The sequence below is a fragment of the Cryomorpha ignava genome (assembly GCF_010686655.1).
Classification (GTDB): Bacteria; Bacteroidota; Bacteroidia; order Flavobacteriales_D; family Cryomorphaceae; genus Cryomorpha; species Cryomorpha ignava.
Genome location: NZ_JAAGVY010000049.1, coordinates 1 through 14,897 on the forward strand (window position 1 = coordinate 1; position 14,897 = coordinate 14,897).

Annotated in this window: 15 protein-coding genes, 1 tRNA gene and 1 pseudogene; 11 read left to right on the forward strand and 6 right to left on the reverse strand. The window is 40.5% G+C overall.

The genetic code is table 11. The features are described 5' to 3' along the window. From G3O08_RS17650 to G3O08_RS17670, 5 genes and pseudogenes are all read left to right on the forward strand, one after another. Positions 1 to 1,157, forward strand: a pseudogene (locus G3O08_RS17650) (hypothetical protein); the annotation flags it as partial. A 12-nt stretch (positions 1,158 to 1,169) separates the two neighbouring features. After that, entirely contained in the window at positions 1,170 to 1,685 is a 516-nt protein-coding gene (locus tag G3O08_RS17655) for a hypothetical protein (protein ID WP_163286783.1), read from the forward strand. A gap of 242 nt (positions 1,686 to 1,927) precedes the next feature. Further along, positions 1,928 to 2,071, forward strand: a complete 144-nt coding sequence (locus G3O08_RS17660) for a hypothetical protein (RefSeq protein WP_163286784.1) — start codon at positions 1,928 to 1,930, stop codon at positions 2,069 to 2,071. A 139-nt stretch (positions 2,072 to 2,210) separates the two neighbouring features. Further along, positions 2,211 to 2,786 carry an REP-associated tyrosine transposase gene (locus tag G3O08_RS17665; protein ID WP_163286785.1) on the forward strand — a complete coding sequence of 192 codons (576 nt, stop codon included), beginning with the start codon at positions 2,211 to 2,213 and terminating at the stop codon, positions 2,784 to 2,786. Between the two features lie 285 nt (positions 2,787 to 3,071). Then, positions 3,072 to 3,425 (forward strand): type II secretion system protein GspG, encoded by a 354-nt coding sequence (locus G3O08_RS17670; RefSeq protein ID WP_163286786.1) that lies wholly within the window; start codon positions 3,072 to 3,074, stop codon positions 3,423 to 3,425. Between the two features lie 71 nt (positions 3,426 to 3,496). On the opposite strand, the gene G3O08_RS17675 is transcribed toward G3O08_RS17670, so the two are convergent. The 4 genes from G3O08_RS17675 to G3O08_RS17690 all read right to left on the reverse strand — a co-directional run bounded on the left by G3O08_RS17675 (position 3,497) and on the right by G3O08_RS17690 (position 8,843). Then, positions 3,497 to 4,669 carry a glycosyltransferase gene (locus tag G3O08_RS17675; RefSeq protein WP_163286787.1) on the reverse strand — a complete coding sequence of 391 codons (1,173 nt, stop codon included), beginning with the start codon at positions 4,667 to 4,669 and terminating at the stop codon, positions 3,497 to 3,499. Continuing rightward, entirely contained in the window at positions 4,666 to 5,865 is a 1,200-nt protein-coding gene (locus G3O08_RS17680; protein ID WP_163286788.1) for a glycosyltransferase family 4 protein, read from the reverse strand. The genes G3O08_RS17675 and G3O08_RS17680 overlap by 4 nt, the downstream gene beginning before the upstream one ends. Next, positions 5,862 to 7,313: an LptF/LptG family permease gene (locus G3O08_RS17685; RefSeq protein WP_163286789.1), complete on the reverse strand. Its 1,452-nt coding sequence runs from the start codon at positions 7,311 to 7,313 to the stop codon at positions 5,862 to 5,864. The genes G3O08_RS17680 and G3O08_RS17685 overlap by 4 nt, the downstream gene beginning before the upstream one ends. Before the next feature lie 1,146 nt (positions 7,314 to 8,459). Next, positions 8,460 to 8,843, reverse strand: a complete 384-nt coding sequence (locus G3O08_RS17690; protein ID WP_163286790.1) for an START-like domain-containing protein — start codon at positions 8,841 to 8,843, stop codon at positions 8,460 to 8,462. A 232-nt stretch (positions 8,844 to 9,075) separates the two neighbouring features. Between G3O08_RS17690 and G3O08_RS17695 the strand changes: the two genes are divergently transcribed. The 5 genes from G3O08_RS17695 (at position 9,076) to G3O08_RS17715 (ending at position 12,596) form a co-directional block, all read left to right on the forward strand. Then, a tRNA-Met gene (locus G3O08_RS17695) sits at positions 9,076 to 9,149 on the forward strand. Between the two features lie 94 nt (positions 9,150 to 9,243). Then, on the forward strand, positions 9,244 to 10,566 hold the full coding sequence (locus G3O08_RS17700) for an exonuclease domain-containing protein (protein ID WP_163286791.1): 1,323 nt from the start codon (positions 9,244 to 9,246) through the stop codon (positions 10,564 to 10,566). Further along, positions 10,544 to 11,020, forward strand: coding sequence for a nuclear transport factor 2 family protein (locus G3O08_RS17705; protein WP_163286792.1), 477 nt, complete (start codon positions 10,544 to 10,546; stop codon positions 11,018 to 11,020). The genes G3O08_RS17700 and G3O08_RS17705 overlap by 23 nt, the downstream gene beginning before the upstream one ends. Beyond that, complete coding sequence (locus G3O08_RS17710) at positions 11,020 to 11,694, forward strand: rhomboid family intramembrane serine protease (RefSeq protein ID WP_163286793.1); 675 nt, start codon at positions 11,020 to 11,022, stop codon at positions 11,692 to 11,694. The genes G3O08_RS17705 and G3O08_RS17710 overlap by 1 nt, the downstream gene beginning before the upstream one ends. A 41-nt stretch (positions 11,695 to 11,735) precedes the next feature. Next, positions 11,736 to 12,596 (forward strand): aminotransferase class IV, encoded by an 861-nt coding sequence (locus G3O08_RS17715; RefSeq protein ID WP_163286794.1) that lies wholly within the window; start codon positions 11,736 to 11,738, stop codon positions 12,594 to 12,596. A 60-nt stretch (positions 12,597 to 12,656) separates the two neighbouring features. Here G3O08_RS17715 and G3O08_RS17720 read toward each other — a convergent pair whose 3' ends face one another. Together G3O08_RS17720 and miaE are read right to left on the reverse strand one after the other, a co-directional pair. Beyond that, positions 12,657 to 13,229, reverse strand: coding sequence for a YqgE/AlgH family protein (locus G3O08_RS17720; RefSeq protein WP_163286795.1), 573 nt, complete (start codon positions 13,227 to 13,229; stop codon positions 12,657 to 12,659). A 12-nt stretch (positions 13,230 to 13,241) separates the two neighbouring features. Further along, the gene (gene miaE / locus G3O08_RS17725; protein ID WP_317164103.1) at positions 13,242 to 13,826 is read right to left on the reverse strand and encodes a tRNA-(ms[2]io[6]A)-hydroxylase; all 585 of its coding nucleotides are present in this window, start codon (positions 13,824 to 13,826) and stop codon (positions 13,242 to 13,244) included. Between the two features lie 389 nt (positions 13,827 to 14,215). On the opposite strand from miaE, the gene pdxH reads away from it, so the two are divergent. Next, positions 14,216 to 14,893, forward strand: a complete 678-nt coding sequence (gene pdxH, locus G3O08_RS17730) for a pyridoxamine 5'-phosphate oxidase (protein WP_204336928.1) — start codon at positions 14,216 to 14,218, stop codon at positions 14,891 to 14,893. Positions 14,894 to 14,897: the final 4 nt, after the last annotated feature.

Genomic DNA, 14,897 nt, shown 5'->3' on the forward strand with positions numbered 1-14,897 from the left:
TCGCATATTATGAAAAACCCGCTTTACCGTTAAGGGTACTACCGGAAAATGACGAAGTAAGGGTCATTGTCGTGTACCGGATCGAGCTTAAAAACGGAAAAGTCGTACAGGGGTGGTTTACGCCAGATCCGGCGGAGCAGTTCAGCAACCCTTATCTGGCTATGGGGAACAATCCGGTGATGTATGTGGATCCGGATGGGGAGTTTATAATCGGTGCTCTAATTGGTGCGGCGATTAGCGGAACGGTTGGTTATATCAGCGGGAAAAATGCTGGTTTGACTGGTAGTAATTTATTAGAATACACTTTAGGGTCTGCGGTTATTGGCGGATTTTCGGGTGGGGTTGGTACTTCGGTAGGTGCAGGTGTATCGGCATCTCTTTCTATAGGAGGTTTCGCTGGTGGAGCGATCGCCGGTGCAGCAGGTGGTGCGGCGGGAGGCTTTGTTGGCGGGTTCCTTGGAACAACTTTTAATAATTCAACGTTTGGCACAAATCATAATGCTTTAAATGGAGGTCTGAAGGGAGCTGCTATTGGTGGATTAGCTGGTGGAATAGGCGGTGGTTTAACTCGTGGTATAACAGACATGCGGAATGGCTATAGTTTTTGGGATGGGAGTACAGTTGATGAAGTTATAATTCAAGGCGGAAACCCTGAAGCGCTTGCAGCTAGGTATAATTCCAGTTCAATAGCAGATATTAACGATGAATACCTAAAAATAAGAATTCAGGACGACTATAGAATTACTGAAGGAGATTTTGGAATAAAAAACATTACTACCAAAACAGGTCGCGGTTACGGTTTGGATCAATCAGGAACCTACGTCGACCTCAAAAGTGGGAATTCTGTAGGAGGATATGTCAGGAGGTTTTCAACTGGCACATCAAATTTGCATGTTTCACCTAAGTATACTACCGCTGCAAACGTCTCTTTCAGGTCTGTCGCCGGTCATGAGTTGATACATGCATATCACCATTACACGATACCTTCTTTTAGTCGTATTTTCTCTGAGAGAGTAGCATACAAATATACATATGATACTTTCATGGGTGCGGGTCAATTTAATAATGCGATGAAAGTTTATAATACAGCGAATACACATGGCTTTTGGGGGGCTTATCCTCCACATTATCAAATACCCACACCATTTGGCTGGTAAAGTTTTTAAGTTATGAAATCCATACTAAAAGTTAGGTTAGTTTTAATAGTAATTTTTCTTATTTACGGCAACCTTATGGTAATCGCTCAGAATAGATTTGTTTCGGTAGCTGATTTTAATTATTACTTGCCAGGTTCAGACTTGGGTTCTTTAGAAAGAGAATTTGATCTTTTAAAAATTTTGTTGCTTGATTCTTCAAAACAGGCATTATTTTTTGAGTATGATCCTGAGCTTAAAGAGCTTTTCTTTGAGTATTCCAAATCACTGCAGCTAAGCAAAAAAACTTTTGGCTTCGTAACTGATTTGACAAACATCAAATTAATTTTTGAGGAGCCTGGGAGAATTTTTAACTCGGTATTCAGTGAAAGCGTTGCTTTTGAGTATAATTATAAAATTGATCAACCGATTTATATCAATGAGAACAAAGCAATAGTCGAAATACTATCTCCTACTACCTCAGACATCTATTATCTACGTATTAATGAGGGAGTTGTTCAGATCAATTGGCTAGGTGGAGTTATTAAGTAAAGAGAAATCACTCACGCCAACTTCCCCACTCCGCTACATTTACCTTCGGTGAGATCGCTGCGCTAAGTAGCAACTTAGCAATAGCGCTCTCACGACCAAAGGGAGTAATGCTGCGGATCTTAAATTCATTATTTCATTTCATGAAAAGAAGTCAGCAATAATCTTTTGGTTTTACTAAATTAGAACCTGTGAAACAAGGGTATAAATCTAATATTAAAGAAAACAAGGCTTATTATCTAACTATGACAGTCGTAGGATGGATCGATATTTTTTCGCGTCAAGAAGGGAATGCATTTGGATTTATTCCTCCTACTAATTATATGGATTTGGAATCTAATATTCCTGAAATTGTGCGCGTATCGCCTTTATTGAATTTTAATAGTTAAGTTTAATGATGATGTTGGATGAGTAATATAGACGAGATCCCGCTCCGCCGCATTTGTAATGCTGCGGATCTTAAATTCATTGTTTCATTTCATGAAAAGAAGTCAGCAATAATCTTTTGGTTTTACTAACTTAGAACCTGTGAAACAAGGGTATAAATCTAATATTAAAGAAAACAAGGTCTATTATATAACTATGACAGTCGTAGGATGGATCGATATTTTTTCGCGCGACGTATATCGAGAGATATTGGTTAGTTCAATGAGACATTGCATCCTTGAAAAAGGGCTTAATTTATATGCATACGTAATAATGACGAATCATCTTCATTTGATTGTAAATTCAAATGAGCCTTTTGATCTTAGCTCAACTATACGCGACTTAAAAAAGTTTACTTCAAAAGCGATCATAAATCAAATAATTGCAGGCCCGGAGAGCAGAAGAGAATGGATGCTTAAATTATTTTCGGGATTTGCATTAGACAGTTCCCGGCACAAAGAATACATGTTTTGGCTACCAGGCAATCACGCAATTGAACTGTACAACTCGAAGTTTACCTGGACTAAAATAAATTATATACATAATAATCCAGTTAGGGCGGGTTTTGTAAGAAGGCAAGAAGATTGGAGATATTCATCAATTTCTAATTATTTGGATTTGGAATCAAAGATTCCTGAAATTGTGCGCATATCGCCTTTATTGAATTTTAATAGTTAAGTTTAATGATAATATTGGATGAATATTACAGACGAGATTCCGCAGCATTGCAAATGCAGCGGAGCGGGAGCAATAGAATTATAATAAAAGGCACAGCCATTATATTATGCTTTATTTTTCCCGGTGTAGGGCAAATATATCTGGGTAATTATAAGAAGGGATTTCTCTTGTATATTGGCTTTAACAATGATCATTTATCCCTTAATGTGGTTAATTTCATTGATTGATATTCTATTCGATAAAAAAAGCTTAGATCGCAATATAGAAAACCCATTCACTAATAGTATGATAGTTAATGTGGTGTCTCTGCTCGTTGCTCCATTTATACTTCTCTTTTTAGCTTTTGAAGGCTATTCTATTTTAAACGATAATGTGTTGGCAGAAGACCGAACAATTAAGGAAATGACTACGATTGAAGAAAAGATTATTGAGTATGAATTGAATTATGGCAGATATCCAAATTCTCTTGATGTCCTTATTTCAATAAGACCGATTCGAGAGGGGTGGAAGAGAGACTATTGGAATGAGGAATATTTATATTCTGCTAATGATTCTGAATTTGTATTGATTTCTCAGGGTAGAGATAGAAAACACTATACGGATGATGATATTAAAAGAGTCGTGAAAATTTCCAATTGAGGTCATGAATACAAGAACTTTTTAAAAGTATAGATCAACTCTCGGGCCTTTTGAAGCCTGATAACACACCATTACTCCGCCACCATCAACCCCTCTAAAAACCCCACAGATTGCTCCCAGGAAAAATGTTTCTGAACAAAAATCCGTCCTGCAGCGCCGAGATCCAGCCGTTCCTGATCAGATTCCAAAAGCCGGATAATCAACTTCACATAGGAATCCACATTCTCTCCAACAAGAAGTTCCTTCATGTTTTCGGCTTTCAACGAGCGGTTGGCAAGATGAGAAGTTACACAAGGAAGCTCCATAGCCATGGCTTCAAGCAATTTGTTTTGCAATCCTGTACCAATTTGCATCGGCGCCAGAAATATGCATCCTTTTGCGTAAGCATCCCGAATATCATCAAGCCAACCAGATACTTCAACCCCATTTACATTAGCGAGTTGCAAAACGCGCTTGTGTGGCGATGAGCCCGCGAGAAGAAGGGTGATATCCGGCTTGAACTCCTTTAATTTCGGAAGAATTTCATTTACAATATACTCTGCAGTTTCAATATTGGGCGGATAGCTCATATTGCCTGTAAAAACCAGATCGTACGATTTGGGCTTTTTGTATTCAGGAGTGAAAAATGCAGTATCGATTCCATTGGTTACTACCGCAATGTCTTGCCTTTCAGGATGGTAAATAAAGCGTCGGTCTTCGGCAGAGATAATCGTTTTGCCTTCAAAATATTCAAAAATAATATTTTCATAAGCGATTAAGCGCCGGCGCTCCATGCTGAAAATTTCGCGGAGTGGCCAGCTGGCTTTTTGTTCGCGTCGTTCAACTCCTTTCGAAAAAGCATCCTGATAATCAAGTGTTTTTCGAATATTGTACTCGTGCTTGGCATACTCTGCGGTGCGAATAAGCTGGCAGTAAATATGATCTGGATTTTCCTTTTCAATAACAGCCTTAATCGCATTATGAATCTTTCGCTGGTAGAAATAATGAACCTGCATGGGCTTGCGCGAAAAAAGACCGTAAAAGAGATTGAGTATTATCCGCCAGCGCTTTAGCTTAAAGATATGAAATGAAGAAGATATTTCACGGAGCGCTTTTTCGGCATCGGGGTGTACCGGCGAATCGCTTAGGCAGCAAAGAATAATTTCATGCTTTTCGTGCAAAACCTTTAGCTGATGGTAGGCACGCAATTTATCGCCTTTTTCAAGCGGGTAGGGCACTCTGCTTAGAATAACGACAATCTTCATGCAAGCAGTTTCGTTAAAAAGCTATGAAGCTGTACAGCGAGTTTCCTGGTGTCGTATTTGGCAACTATTAGCTCACGACCTTCCTGCGCCATCCGTCGTGCATTTTCAGAATCTTCGGCAAGAGCTAATATTGCTTCCGCAAAATCTCTAGGCTTGGTGGCGAGTTTAATGGTTTTGTCATGGGTTACAGCCACACCTTTCGCTCCAAGCGGCGTCGAGACTACAGGCTTTTCTAAAGCAAGGGCTTCTATAAGTTTCACACGCATTCCACCTCCGCTCATAAGCGGTATGATCATAATATTTTTTGATGCAATAAACTCCTTTGCATCAATAACTTCTCCAACTATACTTACACCTTTTATTTCAATCAAGTTTAGCCATTTCGGCATCCGTCTTCCGGCAAGGTAAAACGTTAATTTTGGATTCTTAGAATGAACTATCGGCCAAACTTCATGCAGAAACCAATCGATTCCTTCCTCATTTGGCTTCCAATCCATGCTGCCGAGATGAAATACAGAATTCTGTTCCGCCTGTCCATTTGCCGGAGGGTAAAGTTCTGGTTCTATTCCAAACGGTATGGTAACTCCCTTACCGGTAAAGCCCAAACGGCGGTAGTGTTTTAGCTCGTCAGAATTAATTGCTACGAGCCCATCTATCTCGCTCAAAAGTTTTACTTCGTAATCTTTAAGCTGACGGGTAAGAATTTTCAGGTATGCCTTTTTTAATCCCTGTGGGTGCGACTTTGCCAGCCGGTGCCAGATCGAAAATTCCAGATTGTGGCTGCGAAGTACAATCTTTGCCTTTGACAAGCGGCGGATGGAGGGTAGGTAAGGGGCTACAAAAATACTTTCGCAGAGCACAATGTCGTAGGCCTTTTCGGCGAGAAGCTGGTCAATCGCCTGATCCATATCTGAAGAGAAAAACCGGGAAACGTGATAGGTATCCTGGGTAACCAAATTAGAAAATGCATCTACCACATTGAGGCGGGTATCTATAAATACGGCTTTGAAATTCGTTTCTTTAATATATCCTTTCGGGAAATCTTTTGCGCTAAACGGGTGCTTGGGGGTGGCGATAGACAATATGGTAAGCTCGCAACCCTGGCTCAACAATGCTTTAGACATTTGATTAATGGCAAGGCAGCCTCCGTCGGTTTCGGGGTAGGGCGGCTTATGGCATAGTTGAAGCACTCTCATACCTGATGGATCTTATTTTTCGTAAAAAGAGCTGTAATTTTATCTGTTAAACGGGAATAGGTGTCTCTGTCAAAAAGCGCTGCATCTTTTACCGCTTTATAGGTCAAAAATAAAGCAATTGGGAATAAAACCATCGAGCTTAGCCACATTCCTGTAAATGGTTCGAGCTTGCCCGATTCAATAAGCTTTTCGCCGGTGATGGATGTAATGTGAAAAATCAAAAAGAAAATTACTGAAAAAATTACCGGCATTCCCAGACCACCCTTTTTAATAATGGCACCGAGCGGTGCTCCAATAAAGAAAAGTACGAAGCAAGCAAACGATAAGGTTAGTTTTCTATGCCATTCTATTTTATGCTTATCGATATACTCTTCGCGATTTTCCATTTCCTGGCCGGTGCGATTCATGTAATTTTTCGCGTTTCGGGTTATGTTCAGAGCAACGTTTACCACGCGCCTCTGCTCGGTTGTGGCCAGGTTTTGGAAATTTACTGCCGTTAAGGTATCGGTAATTGAGGTATCATTATTTAAATTAATACTTTGAGAAACGAGGCTATCAGGCAAATTAATGCTACCCTCCATATAGGTTAGAAAATCAGTTTTCCGGCTATCTTTTTGTTTCTGTAGCGAATCTATAGAAGCGCTAAGCTGCTCCATAGAGAGCATTTTCATATGGTTTTTCCAGAGGTCTTCATCGGTACGCTGCATGTCAAAACCCGAAAGATCCATCATAATATAATCTTCATCAAAGGTACTTTTGATCATCGGGTGATTCTTTGCTTGAAATGCACCTACCTCATCGTAGCTTACCCCATCCATAAGGTGTATAGACATGTATCTGCCATCGGTCGTTTTGAGCATTTCGCCTTGCTTGGCGCGAATGACCGTTCTGTTTCCGGGATTTTTTTTATCGTGTTGATAAATCAGCAGGTCATGAAGCATATTGCTGTTTCTGTCCTTTTCAGATACGCGAATGCTATACCCGTCTATTCCATTGTAAAAAACGCCTTCCTTCAGCTCCAGACTGGGTTTTGTGTGGGTTACATCCCAAAGAAGCGACTTAAATTTTAAGTTGGCGAGGGGAGCAATAGTATTGTTAAAATAAAAAGCACCACCCGATAAAAGACAGATAAAAATAATGAGGGGCAGCATAATTCTAATCAGAGAAAGTCCGCTTGATTTCATTGCCACAAGCTCGTAGTGCTCGGCCATACCACCAAAAGTCATAATGCTGCTAAGCAATACGGCGAGCGGTAGAGCCAGGCTTACCAAATTCGCGGAAGCGTAAAGCAAAAGCTCTGCTATTACCCAGTAATCTAAGCCTTTACCCATAAAATCGTCAATGTACTTCCACACAAATTGCATGAGTAGAATAAACATAACGATGCCCAGGGTAAGAAAAAACGGACCCAGGTAAGACTTAATTATTAAGGAATGAATTTTTTTCAATACTGCCGATTCTCCGGTACTGCCATTTGACAACAACCGTGCCTATAAAGTTGGCAAAGATAACGAACCTTCTTGGTACATCAATAGAATTTAAGGAGAGGCGTTGGGGCGGCAAAAAGGGCAGAAATGGTATTGAAATTTTGGCTATAGAAATATTGCTCTGTCAAGTGTGCTACGCTATGTCTTCCCGTACCCTTGCATTCCTCTCGTCGAAAAGCCTCGTCGGATGCAGAAACTGATCTCTTTACAGATCTTAAATGAATATTATTCAATCGAAATTTACTCTTTAAAAATAACTAACAACTTAGCTCAGCGGTCTCACAGCCGTAGGGTGTAATCAACTCCCTCGCGCGCCCTTGCCCTAAAGGGTACTGCCGCACAAGTTATTCATGGGAGCAATATTTTTCATTAATATGCTATTCAATGCCCTCCCGCACCCTATCCCAACTTAGCAGAGCGTTCTCACGAACGACGCAGTCCTCACGAATTCCATAAAAAAACACTTATGAGTAAAAAGGCACAACCGCACACATTTCGACACTGCTCAATGCGCCGCATCGTGAAAAGGAGTTATATTATACAATAAATACAACGAAAATACATCTTTGACTTTCCTGAATTAACTTTTTTCGCGGAACATTAAGGTGTGCGGCGGAAGCTCCCCTTCAGGGGCTGGGGGCGCGCGAGTGCATCAACAACCAATAACTTGAATTATTTTGGGATACATATATTGGTGAAAATTCTAACAATTTAACTTTAACTATGTATTACATGAGACGAAAAAAGAAAGGTTGACAAAAGATGCGATGCATTGAGTGGTTATTGAGCCTGTCGAAATGCTTAGTCGAAATGTGTGTGGTGGGAGCTCCCCTTTCGACCGGAGGGAGTCCGTATGGATGGGGCTAGGGGCGCGCGCATGCTTTGATAAACAATGTGTTAAACTGTGATTTTAGAATTAAAGTCTATCAACTTTCTCTATGTGTTTTTTCTTTTATTATACTTGTATGGGTAGACCAAAAAAAGTGTAAGAAGTATGGCTAATGTTTTGCAAAAAAAGGCAGTACAATATCTTTAAAAACACCCATTTTAGGCAATTCCTTTAACTTAATTCCAACACCATTTCCTAGTTTTAAACAGAGAAAGCTCTTATGCTCCAAGCACTCGTTTCAAATCTTCTAATTGACTCTCCCAGAGGCTTCTGTTGCTTTCTTCATCTCCCTCATCAGGAAAATCGGTGATGATAAGGGCAACTTCACGAGTCATGGCATCGATCTTAATCCGAAATTCGAAATACACATCTTCTCCCTCATCATAATCCCATTGAAATTTGACGGCTTGATCTTTGGTTTTTGAAAGAAGTTTTGCCTTCTCTTCACTTCCATCCCAAAAAAAGGTGAAAACCTCATCGCGTACATTTACATTATCTGCAAACCAGTCTGATAAACCACTGGGAGTGCTAATCATATTGTACAATATTTTAGGCGATGTTTTTAAAAGGAATTCTATTTCTACTTTTTGACGCTCTGACATTACTTAATTTATATAAAAATTCTCTACTGCAATCTATTGGCCGGTAAGATATGATATTTTTTTCGGAGAGCGCAGTCTATTTTATTTGCAATTAAGTAAATAGTTGTTGATAAATAGGTAAAGCATTCATAGCCATATACAAATCTTCAGAGATGCCTAAAATTGAGAAGAATTTTTAATCACCATGGTTTGATTTTTAAAAAGTTTATATCTTTGCGCCCGCAATTACAATGGCGAGATAGCTCAGCTGGCTAGAGCGCATGATTCATACTCATGAGGTCCCGAGTTCGACCCTCGGTCTCGCTACTACTAAAAAAGAGAAGATCCCTATGGTTTCTTCTCTTTTTTTATGACCCCATTTCGCCGGTAAATAATTAAGTTTACGTTTCGTTAATCCTTTATGAAATTTGCAGTAGTAGACATAGAAACAACCGGATTGTTCCATCAGGGTCATGGCATTACCGAAATTGCCGTGGTACATATTGATGGTGATGTCTGCACGCATGTATTTCACTCTATGCTGAATCCGGGAAAGGCTATTCCATCTGGCATTACTCATCTTACCGGTATTGAAGATATTACTGTTCAAGACGCTCCTTATTTTGAAGAGATTGCAGAAGAGTTAGAAATTGCACTACGCGACAGGATTTTTGTTGCACACAATGTCAACTTCGATTATAATTTCTTAAAAGCGGCCTTTGAAAACGCCGGAAAAGCGTTTAAATATCAAAGGCTTTGTACGATGCGCTATTCGCGTAAGCTTCTGCCAAATAACAGCAGCCACCGACTTAAATCTGTCTGTCTTTCACTGGAAATTCTGAATACTGACGAGCACAGGGCGAGCGGCGATGCGCTGGCTACCGCGCAGGTATTTCTCAATTTGCAAAAGCGTGATACCCAAGGAGAGCTTGAAAACCTGCTGAAACAAAATAAGCGCCACAGCATTTTACCGCCCGGAATAGAACCGGAAGTAGTGAATAACCTCCCAGATAATCCGGGTGTGTATTACTTTTATGGTATAAGTCCTAAACCTATTTACATTGGCAAAGCCAAGAACTTGAAAAGAAGGGTGTTAAGTCATTTTGCCGCATCGGGTTCAACGGGTCGAAAACAGATTTTTCAACGGGAAATTACACGGATAAATTTTACAGAAGCGGCCAATGAATATGAAGCACTTCTAATGGAAGATGCGGAGATAAAAAAACACTGGCCGGTGTATAATAAGGCACAAAAGCAACGCACAGCGGCTTTTGCAGTTCTTCCTTATGAAGATAGGTCTGGAAAAACCAGATTGGCTATACTTAAAACCCGCGACAGGGCAGATGCAATCGCCTGGTTTAATTCGCACCACGAGGCGAAAATTTGGCTTTATAAAGAGTTGATAGCAAGCGGAATAAATCCAGAGAGAGCGGGCATGTTTCGAACAGATGACCTTGATTTTTCTGAATCTGATAGCGATAAAGCTATCATCGAATTTATCGAGGGACAAAAAGCCGATGTAAGAAACAGTTATGTGCTCATTTCTGATGCTAGCGAAGACGCACCTTTTGGAGTGGTGGTTCTTGATGGCAAATACAGAGGATATGGACATTTCGAGCCTTCTGAAATGAGTAGAGAACAAATAGAATCAAAGATTTCAAAAGCTCCTGATAGTCCGGCGGCAAAAGCCGTAATTCGCAAAATGTTAAATGATGATAGATTTGAAAAGATTTCGCTTCAATAAAGCTTTCCTACTTGTTTTTACCGCACTTTTGCTGGCTTCATGCAATGGCAACATCACCGAGCCGAATGAGCAGGACGAAGTAGAAATGAATAAAATGAAAACGGAAATTTCTAAAGCAATGAAAGCGCAGGAAGCTGCGTGGAATGCCGGCGACATTCCGGGTTTTATGGCGTATTATAAAAACGATCCCGAAATTAGTTTTGTTTCTTCTCGCGGAGTTGACAAGGGTTACGAAACTATTTTGGCGCGGTACCTAAAATCTTATCCCGATAAGGCGACCATGGGAAAACTGGAATTTGAAATTTTGGAATTCATTCCCGCCGGTGCAAATAATGCCATGCTTATCGGCAAATGGACATTGTATAGAGAAAACGATCAGCCCGGAGGGTATTTCAGCCTGCTATGGGAAAATTCGCCGAAAGGCTGGAAAATAATAATCGACCACACGAGCTAATGATTCAAATATCAGTCACTAATATTATTGTTGCGGCAAATGTTATTTTGTCATTTATCGCTTTGCAAAATCGCGATGTACTTTCTAAACTCCTTTTCAATCCCTACCAGGTTGTGCACCGAAAGGAGTACTATAGAGTAATTACCCACGCATTTATTCACGGTGGCTTTATGCACTTGCTGTTTAATATGTATGTGCTATATAGTTTTGGGAATTTGATTGAGCAGATTTTTACGATTCCTCAAGTGTTCAACAGAGTTTTTCCCAGCTTGGAGTTTTGGGGTGTTTCAAAGGGATATCTCTATTATATATTGCTTTATTTTGGTGGTATTATTTTCGCCACCCTTCCGGCAATAAAAAAGCACAATAACAATCCGAGTTATAATTCACTTGGCGCATCAGGCGCTGTTTCTGCGGTAGTTATGGCTTTTATTTTATTGCTGCCAACCACCAATTTGCGTTTGTTTTTTATTCCAATAGATATTCCTGCATTCATCCTTGGCGCTGCCTATCTGGGTTTTGAATACTATATGAGCAAACGAGACCAAACGGGCATTGCACATGATGCTCACTTTTGGGGCGCAATCTATGGGCTCGTGCTACTTCTGATACTCAAACCCGGGTTTGGGCTTAACTTTTTAAGTGAAGTCGGCCAATTTTTCGGCATTGCTTAGTAATTTTTTCACCCTACCTTTGTTATATATTCATGCAAGGAATGCAACGCAGTACAGATTGGGTCGTTTTAAATGGGAATCTACATCCCGAGCTGTCTCCCGAATTCTTTTTAAAGAACCGGGCTTTCAGGCTTGGTGACGGATTTTTTGAAACCCTTCGCGTCATTCACGGAAGTGTACACCTCTGGGATGCGCATTACGCACGTATAAAAGCATGCTGCAAGGCGCTGGAAATAGAGATTCCCACCGTTTACTCGTCTGACTATATGCGAAATTCGATTTATAAACTGCTGGAACAGAATGGTATTAATGCCGGCGGACGTATTCGAATGACATTTTTTCGCGAGGGAGAAGGAACGTACAGGCCTGAATCAAACCGTCTGGGATTTGTGATTGAAGCAAAAACCATTCACCAAAGGGAGTTTTTGGTAAAAGATCAGGGTATTAGTATTGATGTATTTACCGAATTGAAAAAATCATTTTCACGCCTTTCGCCATTTAAGCTTATGGGCAACCATGTATATATTCAGGCGGCGGTTTGGGCTCAAGCCAATAATTTGATCGATGCGTTAATTATAAATGACCACAACCGAATTATTGAAGCTACGTCGAGCAATGTGTTTATCGTTAAAAATGGTGCCATTCATACTCCGGCGGTTGACTCGGGCTGCGTAGGCGGCGTAATGCGGATGGCTGTAATTAATGCGGCAATCAGGGATGGTATTCCTATTTTTGAATCTGAAATAGATATTAATGACATTATCTTTGCCGACGAAGTATTTCTTACAAATGCCGTAACCGGGATATCATGGGTGGGCAGTTTTAGAAATAAGCGCTATTATCATAAGCTAAGCGATAGGTTGATTGCAAAGATTAATCGTGCTGAATCTGTTGATGCTTAAAAGTTTCGTTTTCTTTCAATAATCTATATTTCAATCAATTAAATTGGTTTTCGTAAAACATTAGTTCATCTTCGGATCGCTTGGAAAATTAGCTAAGTTCGCATAATCACCGCCCATTTTTCGAAGCACTTCACCCCATAAATCGTCCATTTCTGTATTCATTACAAGCTCGGGGTCGCAATCGGCCACGTACCACGATTCTGAATTTAACTCTTCCAAAAGTTGATCTGTAGTCCAACCGCTGTAACCAATAAAAAAGCGCACTTTATTTTTATCAAATCCGGGCGAGGCCATAAGAACTTTTAAGTCGTCAAACATGCCTCCCATGTACAAATCGCCTGAAATATGCGCACTACCCGGCATTTCGCTTCCATACCGGTGTAGGTAATACACGTTTTTATTCTCTACAGGCCCGCCAATTGCCAATTTCTCGCCAACTCCCGGAATATTTAGCTTGATATCAGATAAATCGAGGTCAACATATTTATTCAATACAAATCCAAATGATCCTTCTTCGTTGTGGTCGCATAAAAGGATTACCGTCCGCTTAAAATAAGGATCGTCGAGAAATGGTTTTGAAACCAATAATCGTCCCTTGCGGGGTGGAAGCAGATTGTCTGGATTTATATTCACGTTTTTTCAGTTTTAGTGAAGTGCCGGCCGCCATTCAAGGTCGGCACAAATTTTACCTTCAGCCTCATTTAGAAAGGATAGTCTTTCATAAACATCTTTTTCAGGCCAGTATTTCAAAGCGAACTTAACAAAAATGTGTCCATGTTTTGCTTCAGAAATCCACAAGTCACGGTAAAAGCGTTTGGTCTCCTCATCTTTAAGCGCATCGGCAATGAGCTTAAAACGCTCGGCGCCGCGGCACTCTACAATTGAGGCTATAAGCATTCTATCCATCAGCCTTTCTTCTACCGTATGTCTGCAAAGTTTTATTAACTCTTCCATATATAGGTCTTTAGGCATGCGTTCTGGTAGTTGTACGCCACGGCTCTCCATAAGTTCATATACGCTTTGAAAATGTTCGAGCTCTTCTACCGCAGTTTCAATAAGTTCAGGTATTATCTCAACTTTATCGGGGCATTTGGCCACAAAGCTCATAGCCATTGCAGATGCTTTGCGCTCACAATCAGCATGGTCTTGAAGAAAAGCATCAAAATTCTCAACGGCCTGATGCGCCCATTCAGGTGGTGTTTTATATACTAGGTCTAGAGATAACTTCACAGCACTTATTGTTTTACGCAAATTTAATATTAATGGGTGATTAATCGGGCTCTTTAATCCAGTGGGCAATCTTGAATTATTACTTTTGCTGAACGCCCCCGCATTACCCCGGCCCTGAAGGGAGTCCACAGCACATGCTGACATTCATCGGCAGTAAATCATCCAAGTAAGGAGCTTTTGTCCATTGAAACCGCTTTTCTGCAAAATTTTATTTTACCAAAACGAATTTTCTAACGAAACAATAAGCCGCGCGGTGGGTGGCTTCCCTTCAGGGGCTGGGGGTGAGTGCGGGCGATAACTTCACAGCACTTATTGTTTTACGCAAATTTAATATTAATGAGTGATTAATCGGGCTCTTTAATCCAGTGGGCAATCTTGAATTATTACTTTTGCTGAAAGAATCAAGCAAAGTGAAAGAAGAAACCAAAGATTTCATTCAGAATACGAGGTGGCAATTTATGAATGCTCCCTTTACAGAAAATGATGTGTTAGACAATCCCATTGATCAGTTTTCAGCATGGTTTGAAAATGCGATTAAAAGCGGAATTAAAGATCCATTTGCTTTAACGCTCGCTACAGCGAATAAGAAGGGGATGCCTTCTGCCAGGGTTGTATATATGCGCGATGTAACAGAAAGTGGTTTGGTGTTTTTCACCAATTACGCCAGCCACAAAGGGAATGATTTATTGGAGAATCCTTATGCTTCCGCAAATTTTTATTGGGAGGATTTGAGTCGTCAGGTACGTTTTACCGGAAGAGTTGAGAAAGTGGATAGTGGCGAAAGCGACGACTACTTCAATTCACGCCCGCGTGAAAGCCAGATAGGGGCCTGGGCAAGCCATCAAAGTAGCAAGCTTGACGGTAGGGAAGAACTTATTTCAAAACTGGATAAGCTCATAGAAAAGTTTGAAGGAAAGGAAGTGCCAAGACCCGATTTTTGGGGTGGATATGTAATCATTCCTACTACTGTTGAGTTTTGGCAAGGTAGAGAAAGCAGGCTGCACGATCGCATTCAATATGAACGAAACGAAAATGGAAACTGGGCTTTGAGCCGTTTATCACCCTGATTTT

Bases quoted from the DNA above. Each gene is read 5' to 3' on its own strand.
- G3O08_RS17655 (WP_163286783.1), top strand. From the start codon at position 1,170: ATGAAATCCATACTAAAAGTTAGGTTAGTTTTAATAGTAATTTTTCTT.
- G3O08_RS17660 (WP_163286784.1), top strand. From the start codon at position 1,928: ATGACAGTCGTAGGATGGATCGATATTTTTTCGCGTCAAGAAGGGAAT.
- G3O08_RS17670 (WP_163286786.1), top strand. From the start codon at position 3,072: ATGATAGTTAATGTGGTGTCTCTGCTCGTTGCTCCATTTATACTTCTC.
- G3O08_RS17675 (WP_163286787.1), bottom strand. From the start codon at position 4,669: ATGAAGATTGTCGTTATTCTAAGCAGAGTGCCCTACCCGCTTGAAAAA.
- G3O08_RS17680 (WP_163286788.1), bottom strand. From the start codon at position 5,865: ATGAGAGTGCTTCAACTATGCCATAAGCCGCCCTACCCCGAAACCGAC.
- G3O08_RS17690 (WP_163286790.1), bottom strand. From the start codon at position 8,843: ATGTCAGAGCGTCAAAAAGTAGAAATAGAATTCCTTTTAAAAACATCG.
- G3O08_RS17700 (WP_163286791.1), top strand. From the start codon at position 9,244: ATGAAATTTGCAGTAGTAGACATAGAAACAACCGGATTGTTCCATCAG.
- G3O08_RS17710 (WP_163286793.1), top strand. From the start codon at position 11,020: ATGATTCAAATATCAGTCACTAATATTATTGTTGCGGCAAATGTTATT.
- G3O08_RS17715 (WP_163286794.1), top strand. From the start codon at position 11,736: ATGCAACGCAGTACAGATTGGGTCGTTTTAAATGGGAATCTACATCCC.